We start from the raw sequence: 11,603 nt of genomic DNA on the forward strand, positions 1-11,603 counted from the left end.
CTTTCACGGCTAAGGAACTACACTTTCAGTCCTTTAACCTGTTCCGTGATATTATTTCAATCAAAATTTTATAAAAAATTTTTCAAAGTAAAAGGCGTACACAATTCTTTTTAAGAATTGTGTACGCCTTTTTAGAGGCCTTTTGTCCCAGCCACTTCCTTCGATCCTTATGAAGTTGAGCTCGCGCTCACATCCTAAAGTTGAGTTTGCAATAGCAACCCTCTGCCTGCTTCAGATGAATTAGTCGATGACTACCGTCATCACCGTCATTCACCTTCCACCAGTTGAGGGCTGAACGCTATTGCTCACATCCTGTGAAGTTGAGTTCGGTCCTCCAGGAAGCCCTGCGCTTCAGACTATATTGCGCCACACTGCGTGCGTCACTGCTATAGTCTTCCAGTGGTTAGGGCCAAAACGCTTTTTCTCACATCCTATTTTTATTTTTGGGTTAGTGAGTCTGGATCGATAACCAAGTCATTTGATGCGATTTCTTCTAATGCTTGACCGACAAATTTAGGTGATTTGTATTCGTTAAGCATTGGGTTTTTATCAGTTTGTAGTTCAACTGCTCGTTTTGCAGCGATTGAAACTAATGAGTATTTAGAGTTGATACGGTCTAATAATTTGTCAATTGATGGATAGATAATCATTATTTTTCGTCCCCTTCTTTAAGGTAATTTTCTACGATGTCGTCAATAAAGCGATCTGTTTTCAGATGCTCTGCATTAATAATGGTTTGAATACGTTTTACCGCAGCATCAACATTATCATTCTCTACAACATAGTCATATTGTGTAACTAATTGTAACTCTTCACGGGCTTGATGCATACGTTTTTCGATCACGTCTGGTGCATCAGTACCACGATTTACAATTCTTGATTCCAATTCGTGCATAGTGGGCGGTGCCAAGAAAATGAACACACCATCTGGCATACGTCGTTTTACTTGTAGGGCACCTTGAACCTCTATTTCAAGGAAAACATCTTTACCCTCATTGGTCATTTCTTCAACATATTGTAATGGTGTCCCGTAGTAGTTGCCTACATATTCAGCATACTCCAACAAACGTTCTTCATCAATCATCTCTTCAAACTTGTCACGATCAACGAAGAAGTAATCCTTACCATGTTCTTCGCCTGGTCGCGGTTGTCGAGTTGTTGCAGAAACTGAATAATAAAACTGATCATGGTTCGTATCAGTTTCAAACAATGCTTGACGCACTGTTCCTTTCCCTACGCCTGAGGGACCGGATAACACAACTAATAGTCCTTTCGATTTCATAGCACACCTTTCACCCTTCACAAATTAATATAGCTTTTATAGTACCACAAATTTGATGACTTTGTCTCAATGAGCATACGATTTTCTCTAATGTTGGGATTAATTTTCAATTAGAATCATACCATATTATTAGCTTTTAGTAAAAATATGAACAGATGTTCGAAAAAACACTTGCACCCCGAACGAACGTTCTATATAATAAAACCATGAAGTCGAACAGACGTTTGCCCCCCCCCCAAGCGTCTAACACAAAGAAACTTGAAAATTATTTGGCACTAGAATTAAGGAGGCTTATCATGCAAAATCCATTATCTTATCAAACAATACGTAGTCTATTTACCCCTGTTGATCCCATGATGTTCGCTGAAGAGCAAGGCACACCATCAAATGTGCTACCTTTCTCTAGACCAAGTAAGGACAAGTCGAACAATGTCTTAACGACTATCATGCCCATCAAAGATATTATTAAACATATTAACTACTCAAATGAATTGAGTCAACCAGTATACATCACCGTTACCCGTCAAATTGGTAACATGAATACAAAAGATGTGATGTTCGGTATCTTCCGTTCTAAATTCACTGATAAAGATGTTGTTGTTTTTGAAGATGTAGACAACGATGTCATGCGCGTAATCAAAGTAAACGAAATAATGGCTGCTCGTTCCGTATATACTGCATAGGTATACGGACGGCAGCCATTGCTGTATCTTCCTATAAAATTGGTGAGAATAAACGCGAGAAACTTTGACGGAATTTCTTCCACAAACTTTGGTTTGCGAAATGTTCCTTATCTGCATTAATAGATACTTTCATATCTTCTTCAAAAATTGCCTCTAATTTACCGACAACTTCCTCATCATAGATAAAAGCATTTACCTCAAAATTCAAAGCAAAACTTCGAATATCAAAATTGGCTGTACCAACACTCGCCACTTTACCATCTACACAAATTGTTTTTGCATGTAGGAAGCTATCTTCACGATATTTATGAATACAAACCCCATTTTGTAATAACTGTTTGGCATAATACTCTGATGCCCGATAAACAAACGGATGATCTGGTTTAAATGGTATCATAATATGAACCTCCACACCCGAAGTTGCAGCCAATTGAATCGCCTCAAAAACAGCCTCGTCTGGAATGAAATATGGTGACTGAATATAAATGTGCTTTTCAGCCATATGAATCATTTGTAAGTAACCCATTTTAATTTGATCTGATTCTTCATCTGGACCAGACGACACGATTTGCATTGATGTTGTGCCTTCAACTTGTGGTTCTGGGAAATACTCGCGATCAAAATCTTTTGGTGATGCTTTCTTGGAAGCAAACCAGTCAATCATGAAACGACTTTGTAGGGTCTTCACTGCATCGCCTTGGATACGCAAATGGGTATCTCGCCACAAACCTAATGGTCCTTTTCCTACATATTCATCCGCAATATTAAAGCCACCTACATAGCCAATAAAGCCATCAATAACAACTATTTTACGGTGATTTCGCCAGTTCAAACGGAAATTGACAATCAGTAATGGACTTTTTGAGAAGAAACTTTCAAATTGCACACCCGCTGCTTGCATCCGGCGAATGGATTTCCTACTTAACGAACGTGAGCCAATCGCATCTGTTAATAGTTTTACTTCTAATCCCGCTTCTGCTCGATCAACTAAAGCATCCACTAATTTTATGCCTGTTTCATCATCCGTTAAGATATAGTACTGAACGTGGACTGAGTCTTTGGCTGCATAGATATCTTTTACTAATTGATCAATTTTCTCTTGGCCATCAGTGAAAATTTGCACCTGATTATTATCGGTACGAATGGAATGATCGCTATTGTAAAGTAGCCGAATCATTTTTTGCACTTCTTTTGGAAACTTGGCCATTTCCTTGTGTTTTTGATCAGAATCCAAATATTTTGCCTTCAGCCCTGTCATCCCATACACTTCTTGGTTTTTTATTCGGAAAATATTTTGTGATGACAATTTACGGCCAACGAAATAATAAATAATAAAGCCGAATCCTGGTAATAGGATTAATACGAGTAGCCATGCCCAAATAGTAGATACGGGACGAGGTTCTCTGAACACTGTAAAAATTGCGGCTAGTGTATTGATAATGAGTAAAATAATTAAACCCCAAATTATATAATCAGCCATCTTTTCCTCCTAATGAAACAAAGAGCGGACAAAAGGTTCTGATAGAAAAATATCTAGGTCCTTTGTCAGCTCTCTGCATGTATCTGTTATTTGTAAATCCTTTTGTATAACTCTTTTAGATTAATCATTTAACAAACGCGAACGTTCTTTTCGTGAAATATAAGGCGTGTTCTTCGGGATCCAGTATTTAGCAGACACATTCAATATGATGAATAGAATTGCTACACCTAAGACTACATTACCTAGGAATGATAAACCGATGGTAACAGCATACGGTCCATTTGCGATTTCACCAACATGTAAAACATATTGGTTGAAGATGAACTTCAAGATGAAGAAAGCAAGGTATGATAAGACTGTACCTGTGATCAAGTTTAAATAGACACTCTTCATACGACGGTTGAACAAGGTACGTTGCAAGTTACGTGCAAATTTCCCTGCCAAACCAGCCATCGCATATTGGACAGCAGATGCAACTAGCACCATCCATTCCGTTTGGATATTCTCTACTTGGAAGTAACCAATACCTAACCCCAAGACAGCACCAGCTATATAGCCGGCAATATCCCCTCTTCTAAAGCTATAAAAGATGAGTAGGGTTAGTGAAATTTCTAAGTAATAATTGTGACTTGTAATCGTTTCTGGGAAAGTAGTTTCAATTAGCAATGCTAAAATCACAAATAGTAAACCTTCAACCCAAACAAGTAATTTTTGAGAAGCATTCATATTTGATCCCCCCTAATTATCCTTAGCTGGTTTTTTATCTTTTTTGTCGGGATGGTAATTTGATGCCTCCATAATGACTGGTAAGATCATTGGACGACGTTGGGTTTCATTGTACAGTTTCTTGCTTAAGGCATCACGGATGTCACCTTTTAATTTAGACCACTCGAAGTTTTTGTCTTTCAAGTTTTCTTCAGTTACTTCTACAACCAATGCTTTTGACTCATCTAATAATGTTTCAGAAGCCTTCATGTAAATGAAACCACGTGAAATAATTTCTGGACCAGATAAAATTTTACCTAGACGACGAGAAATCGTTAACACGATTAAGAAGATACCATCTTCAGATAGAATACGGCGGTCACGTAATACAATATTCCCAATGTCACCGACACCAGAACCATCGATTAAGATATTCGCAGCTGGCACAGCACCACCAATGTGGATGTTGCCATCTTTATACGCTAAAATATCACCCTTGTCTAGCAAGAAGATGTTTTCATCTGGAATAGCTACTTGTTTAGCCAGTTTCTTTTGGGCTGCAAGTGCACGGTATTCACCAGAAATTGGTACCACGTATTTAGGTTTTAAGAGACTCATCATCATTTGTAAGTCTTTAGGACTTGCGTGACCAGAAGAATCATAGGCTTGGGCAAGTTCAACTACTTCGCCACCGGCACGGTAGATATCATTCTTAGTCTCTGCTACTACTTTTTCCATATCGTAAGATGGAGAAGTTGCAATGATGATCTTGTCGCCTTCGGTAATATTGACTATTGTGTTGCGGTCAGAAGCCATTTTTTGTAGGGTCGCTAATGGTTCGCCCGTTTTACCTGTTTCTAGGAAAATGATTTCATTGGCTTCGTATTTATCTAAGTCTTTTAAATCAGTAATCAAGTCTTTTGACGGGATAGTCAATTTGCCTAAACGAATAGCAACATCGATAATTTCTTCTAATTCCGTATCGTCTAAGAATACGCGACGGCCTAATTTCTTAGCAACATCTAATACTTGTTGGATACGCATCAAGTTTGAAGCAACGGCTGCAATGATGACACGTCCCTTAGCTTTACGAACCTCTTTTAATAGGCCTTGTTCGATTTCAATTTCAGACGCATTGGCTCTTGGATTTTCAGCTGCATTTGAGTCTGCTAATAAGGCGAATACGCCGTTATGACCGATTTCAACAATGCGTGAAAAATCAGTTGCATAGTCTCCAGTTACAGTCATGTCGAATTTAAAGTCACCTGTGTAGACGATGCTACCTTCAGATGTTGCAACTTCAATTCCTACTGATTCAGGCACTGAATGGGTTGTTTTGAAGAATTTCACAACCACTGTACCAAAGTCGATTTCGTTATCTTCTGTAATCACGTGGAAGTCTTGGTAGTTTTTCAAACCATGTTTTTTGGCTTGTAATTTAGCCAATTCAATCGTTAATTCTGTACCAAATACGGGTACTTGCAAGTCTTTCAATAGATATGGCAAGGCTCCGATAGCATCCGCATGTCCGTGTGTTAAGAAAACGCCGGCAACGCGATCTTGATTTTCTAGTAAGTAAGTAAAGTCTGGAATCATCATATCGATTCCTAATAGTTCATCTGGTGGGTATACAAGTCCACAGTCTAAGACGTAGATAGCTTCGTCTACTTCGACTAGGTACATGTTTTTACCGTTCTCACGGACACCACCAAGAGCGATGATATTTATATCACTCATGTTATTCCTCCTAATATGTATATGTTTTATAGTTTTGGTTAATTGGTCTGGCTGCACGCTGAAAAGTTAGTGCATCCTGTATTAAGCCTACGCAATACTGTTAGTGGCATAATATGTTTTTGACTCAAAAAAATGCGGCACAATGTCTTGCTTAGCCCATTGCCCGCACATCGTTATGTACATTATAACATAAATTAAATTAATTTATCAGCTACCATTTGCTCTGCAATTTGGATGGAATTCAAGGCTGCGCCCTTCCACAAGTTGTCAGAAACAACCCACATATGGAAACCACGAGGGAAATCCAAATCTTTACGGATACGCCCAACAAATGTTTCCGTACGTTTTTCCGCATTGATTGCTTGAGGATATACTTGGTTAGCAATATCATCTTCTAGAACAACACCCGGTGCGTCGCGCAATACGCTTTGAATATCTTCAATTGTCACATCATCTTGATCAACTTCAAAGTAAACGGATTCTGAATGACCATAGACAACTGGCACACGTACACATGTAGCAGATACACCAATCGTATCGTCACCCATGATTTTTTTCGTTTCATTTGTCATTTTCATTTCTTCGTAAGTATAGTGGTTATCTTGGAACTTATCAATTTGTGGCAATACATTGTAAGCCATTTGATAATGTTTTTCATCTCCACCTACTGGTAAAATAGCTGGTTCTGTAATTTCTTGTCCAGTTTCGATTGCTTTGTATTGTTGTCGCATTTCATCGATTGCTTTGGCACCGGCACCTGAAACAGCTTGGTAAGTTGACACAATCACACGGTCCAAGCCAAATTGGTTACGAATTGGGTTTAAAGCTACCACCATTTGAATTGTTGAACAGTTAGGATTCGCAATTAAACCGTGATGTTTGGCTAAATCTTGCGGATTAACTTCTGGTACGACTAATGGTGTATTTGGATCCATACGAAAAGCAGACGTGTTATCTACCACAATGGCACCCGCATCAATCGCAGCTTGACCGAATTCAATTGTACGGTCGCCACCAGCTGAGAAGAAAGCAATATCTACACCTTCAAATGCATCTTTGGTTAATTCTTCCACAAGGTAGGTTTTGTCACCAATAGCTAATTCCTTACCTGCAGAGCGTTTAGACGCCAATAATTTAATATCTTTAATAGGGAATTTTGCATTTGGTAATAATGTTCTAAATTGTTCGCCCACAGCACCAGTAGCACCGACAATGGCAACAGTATACTCTTTTGACATATTATTCATCCTCTTATCTATTTTTCGTTGAACCAAAAAGGTTATCGCTGCTTCATTTTATCAAAGCTGGCGATATTTCTCAATGAAAATGACAATTTTATGATAAAAAAATGAGAATATTTTATTAGAAAGGGACTGAGACAGAATTCCACTCTCTTTTTATGGTGTGAATGAATGTCTTCACCACAAAAAAAGCAACCGATACGCTGATCGATTGCTTTCCATTTAATATTTGAATCATTATTCTGCGTCGATATCTTTCATGGTCAAGTTGATACGGCCACGGTTGTCAATTTCTGTTACTTTGACGCGAACTTTATCACCTAATGCCACAACATCTTCAACATTATTTGTGCGTTCAGCTTGTAATTGAGAAATGTGGACTAATCCGTCTTTACCTTTAGCGATTTCCACAAAGGCACCGAATTTTTCGATACGTTTTACTGTACCTTCATAAATTAGGCCTGCTTCTACTTTTAACGTTAACTCACGGATGATTCCTTTGGCACGTTCAATCATGGCTGCATCTGTTGATGCGATGTTTACGCCACCTTCTTGATCGATATCAATTTTAACACCTGTTTCATCGATAATCTTGTTGATGGTGTCTCCACCTTTACCGATAACTACTTTGATGTCGTTAGGATCGATACGAATTTGTTCAATCTTAGGTGCGTATGGGCTCATTTCTTCACGTGGTGCGTCAATTGTAGCTGCTAAATGACCTAAAATTTCCACACGTGCTTTATGTGCTTGATTTAAGGCCTCACGTAAGATTTGTTCGGTAATCCCTTTGATCTTAATATCCATTTGTAAGGCAGTGATACCTTCAGCAGTACCAGCTACTTTAAAGTCCATATCACCTAAATGATCTTCTAGACCTTGAATATCTGTTAAGATAGTGTAGTTTACTTCATCTTCGTCCATGATCAGACCCATTGCGATACCAGCTACTGGTGCTTTGATTGGCACACCGGCATCCATTAAAGCTAAAGTACCTGCACAGATAGAAGCTTGAGAAGATGAACCGTTAGATTCTAATACTTCAGCTACTAATCGAATTGCATAAGGGAATTCTTCTTCACTTGGCAATACTTGGCTTAAGGCACGGTAACCTAAAGCACCGTGACCGATTTCACGACGTCCAGGTGAACCATAACGACCAGTTGAACCTACAGAGTATTGTGGGAAGTTGTAGTGGTGCATGAAACGTTGTGTAACATCGCCACTTAATCCGTCAATACGTTGCTCTTCAGATAATGGTGCTAAAGTTGCTACTGACAAGGCTTGCGTTTGGCCACGAGTGAATAAACCAGAACCGTGTGTACGTGGTAATAAACCAACCTCTGATGCTAAAGGACGAATTTCATCAATTTTACGGCCATCAGGACGTACTTTATCATCTGTGATTAAACGACGTACCTCTTTATATTCTAATTGGTCAGCGATTTGACGCACTTGGTCCATTAAAGTGGCAACATCATCGTTTTCAGCGTATAAGTCATTGTAATCAGCAATGATCGCTGCTTTGACGTTTTCAATGTTTTCTTCACGTTCCAATTTGTCGTAAACTTGGATAGCGTCTACCATTTGTTGGTAGTATTTCGCAGTAATTTCAGCGAGTAAAACTGGATCTGGTGTGTTTAATTTCACATCCATTTTTTCTTGACCGATTTTGGCACGAATTTCATCTTGGAAGTAGCATAATTCGCGGATAGAAGTATGACCAAACATCAAGGCTTCTAACATTTCAGTTTCAGATAATTCGGCTGCAGAAGATTCAACCATGTTGATTGCATCTTTAGAACCAGCAACAATCAATTCTAAGTCTGATTGTTCTTGTTGGGCAACTGTTGGGTTGATGATGAAATCACCGTTTACACGACCAACGTTTACCCCTGCGATTGGACCATCAAATGGAATATTTGAAATGGTCAGTGCCGCAGATGAACCTAACATTGCAGCCATTTCTGGTGAACAGTCAGGGTCTACAGATAAGACTGTATTGATGACTTGCACTTCGTTGGTGAAGCCTTCTTCAAACATTGGACGGATTGGACGGTCAATTAAACGCGCTGTTAAGGTTGCATGTTCACTCGGACGCCCTTCACGTTTGATGTAGCCACCAGGAATTTTACCTACTGAGTACATTTTTTCTTCATAGTTCACTTGTAGTGGGAAGAAATCTTGGCCAGGTTTCGCTTCCTTAGCACCTACAACAGCTGTTAACACAACTGTATCACCGTAACGTACAAGCACTGCTGCATTAGCTTGTTTTGCTAATTGGCCGTACTCAATTGACAATGGACGTCCAGCCCAATTCATCTTAAAAACTTGTTTTTCTTCTGTGTTCATTCGAACGCTCCTTTATTTCGCTTACTGCCAAACAGTTTGCTACTAAACAAATTTCTACGTTTCACCCTTGAAACCCACAAATTTGCATAGTAGTAATTAACTGCTGGCATGCTATTTCATACTCATTTATTTTCCTATAAAAGGTCGTAAAAATCAACAAAAGCGAGACACAAATGTATCTCGCTCGTAAAAATAATATTTTTTTGTAAAGATTAACGACGTAAGCCTAAAGCTTTGATCAATTCACGGTAACGTGCTACGTCTTTGTTACGTAAGTAAGCTAACAAGTTACGACGGTGACCAACTTTTTTCATTAAACCACGGTAGGAATGGTGGTCTTTTTTATGCGTACGTGCATGTTCGTTAAGAGAGTTAATATCTTCTGTTAAGATAGCGATTTGTACTTCTGGGCTACCAGTATCTCCTTCGTGACGTGCAAATTGTTGGATTAGTTCGTTTTTACGTTCTTTTGAAATTGCCATGTGACAACACCTCTTTCATAATTTTCGCCGTAAACTGCGTGAAGCGTTGGTGATTCAACTTACGAAGTAAACGGTCTTAAATAGTATACATGTTTCTCCTACACATTTCAAGCTATTTCAGCCGATTTATTTCTTTTAAATTATAGGACCTAAGTCGCTTGCGCCAAAGGTCATTTCCATATAATATAAAATATATTGCACTTATTGGAGGTCCCTTATGCACGCAAGACAATCAACAAAGAAATATCTAACGGCAGGTATTTTGACAAGCTTGCCCTTTCTCGTATTATTTATACTGGTCTTAACCCAAAGGCATGCCCTCACCCACTTTGATATCAGTGTGGGGCAGCATCTGTATCATTGGGGGTCACCTGCTTTCACCAACTTCGTCCAAACTTACACCTATCTTGGCAACACGCCTGGCGTTATCATCACAACGCTCATCATCGCCACACTTTTTTCTTGGATTAGCAAAAAGTGGCGTGTCGGTCTATGGACGATACTATCCATCTTTACCAGTACGGGGCTCATCGTGGGCGCAATCAAATACACCGTGAAAAGGATACGACCAGAATATGTTGCCCATTTAGTCGATCAAACTGGTTTTTCTTTTCCCTCGGGACATGCAACAGGTTCGATTGTTGTATGGGGCACCTTGGCATTTCTGATTTGGCACTATTACGGGGACAAGCACCCTAAACTTAAGCTTCCTTTAATCCTATTTGTTGCATTCATGATGATTGCATTAGGCGGATCGCGTTTATATCTAGGTGTGCATTATTTTACTGATGTCATCGCTGGTTGGTCCCTCGGTGCCAGCTGCCTCATCTGGTCTAGCTACTTATTCCATCGATGTATTGATGCATAAACAAATGAAACCCCAGCCACTTTCAGGAATGGCTGGGGTTCATTGTTGATAGACTTGTCAAAATTTGATGATAGATAAAATTTGAAGCTTGTACTTGCTTGTTTGATTTACTTGATTTGAATTATGTATATGATTAAATTTGAATTTGTTGCTTTGGATTGGTTATTTCTGAATAAATTCAGTTGGCTAATTGAGGTTTTTCGGTAAATCCTCACTCGTTCATGCTTTCATTTTTGTGTTTTTGCTTTTTGGCTTTTACTTAGTTAGTTAGGCTAAGTAGAAATTGGTTGTTGTTATTGGTTTTATGAGTATGCTGTTTATTTATGTTTGTTAGCTTACATTTTGTATTCGTCAACATTGCTTATATGCAAGTGCACCCAGAAGAAATGGTCATCATTCTTTCACCCCTTGTTTTTCACGCGTGATAAAATTTGTGAATTATTTCTATTAATTCGAATTCTTTCATTTCGATTTCGAATTAATTATATTTATAGTATAGAAGCACACTTACTTTTTGTCAACACTTTTGTTTGATGAATTTTGACCAAATCTCATTGGTGTGCTGAAATCCTCTGCTTCAGGTCACTAGTGGTTGGCGTGTGAAGATATTATTGGAAATATAGATACACACGCAAAAAGACAAGCCTGGGACAAAAAATTAAAATCATAGATTTTTCGTCCTTACAGTGTACGTTCCTTGTGAGCCGCGGGACCATTGAAAGCCAAGGTCTTTCAATTTGAAATCGAGCCAAGGTCTCGATTTCATCCTCTTT

The 11,603-nt window shown here is 38.8% G+C and carries 10 protein-coding genes; 2 read left to right on the forward strand and 8 right to left on the reverse strand.

Features of this window, described 5'->3' with window-relative positions:
• Positions 1-437 precede the first annotated feature (437 nt).
• Both rpoZ and gmk read right to left on the reverse strand, forming a co-directional pair.
• Positions 438-650 (reverse strand): DNA-directed RNA polymerase subunit omega, encoded by a 213-nt coding sequence (gene rpoZ / locus B9P78_RS08200; protein ID WP_094518989.1) that lies wholly within the window; start codon positions 648-650, stop codon positions 438-440.
• Positions 650-1,282, reverse strand: a complete 633-nt coding sequence (gene gmk / locus B9P78_RS08205; RefSeq protein WP_094518990.1) for a guanylate kinase — start codon at positions 1,280-1,282, stop codon at positions 650-652. The genes rpoZ and gmk overlap by 1 nt, the downstream gene beginning before the upstream one ends.
• Positions 1,283-1,578: 296 nt before the next feature.
• On the opposite strand from gmk, the gene B9P78_RS08210 reads away from it, so the two are divergent.
• Positions 1,579-1,965: a hypothetical protein gene (locus B9P78_RS08210; protein WP_094518991.1), complete on the forward strand. Its 387-nt coding sequence runs from the start codon at positions 1,579-1,581 to the stop codon at positions 1,963-1,965.
• Between the two features lie 31 nt (positions 1,966-1,996).
• Here B9P78_RS08210 and cls read toward each other — a convergent pair whose 3' ends face one another.
• From cls to rpsO, 6 genes are all read right to left on the reverse strand, one after another.
• Positions 1,997-3,445 carry a cardiolipin synthase gene (gene cls, locus B9P78_RS08215; RefSeq protein ID WP_094518992.1) on the reverse strand — a complete coding sequence of 483 codons (1,449 nt, stop codon included), beginning with the start codon at positions 3,443-3,445 and terminating at the stop codon, positions 1,997-1,999.
• Between the two features lie 120 nt (positions 3,446-3,565).
• Positions 3,566-4,171, reverse strand: coding sequence for an energy-coupled thiamine transporter ThiT (locus tag B9P78_RS08220; protein WP_094518993.1), 606 nt, complete (start codon positions 4,169-4,171; stop codon positions 3,566-3,568).
• Positions 4,172-4,183: 12 nt separating this feature from the next.
• A complete protein-coding gene (locus tag B9P78_RS08225; protein WP_094518994.1) occupies positions 4,184-5,887 on the reverse strand; it encodes a ribonuclease J in 1,704 nt (567 codons plus the stop codon).
• A 194-nt stretch (positions 5,888-6,081) separates the two neighbouring features.
• Positions 6,082-7,125, reverse strand: coding sequence for an aspartate-semialdehyde dehydrogenase (locus tag B9P78_RS08230; protein WP_094518995.1), 1,044 nt, complete (start codon positions 7,123-7,125; stop codon positions 6,082-6,084).
• A 240-nt stretch (positions 7,126-7,365) separates the two neighbouring features.
• The gene (gene pnp, locus B9P78_RS08235; protein WP_094518996.1) at positions 7,366-9,480 is read right to left on the reverse strand and encodes a polyribonucleotide nucleotidyltransferase; all 2,115 of its coding nucleotides are present in this window, start codon (positions 9,478-9,480) and stop codon (positions 7,366-7,368) included.
• Positions 9,481-9,692: 212 nt separating this feature from the next.
• Positions 9,693-9,962 carry a 30S ribosomal protein S15 gene (gene rpsO, locus B9P78_RS08240; protein ID WP_094518997.1) on the reverse strand — a complete coding sequence of 90 codons (270 nt, stop codon included), beginning with the start codon at positions 9,960-9,962 and terminating at the stop codon, positions 9,693-9,695.
• Positions 9,963-10,179: 217 nt separating this feature from the next.
• Between rpsO and B9P78_RS08245 the strand changes: the two genes are divergently transcribed.
• Complete coding sequence (locus tag B9P78_RS08245; protein WP_094518998.1) at positions 10,180-10,830, forward strand: phosphatase PAP2 family protein; 651 nt, start codon at positions 10,180-10,182, stop codon at positions 10,828-10,830.
• The last annotated feature ends 773 nt before the right edge of the window (positions 10,831-11,603 follow it).

This window comes from Aerococcus sp. 1KP-2016, assembly GCF_002252085.1.
Taxonomy (GTDB): domain Bacteria; phylum Bacillota; class Bacilli; order Lactobacillales; family Aerococcaceae; genus Aerococcus.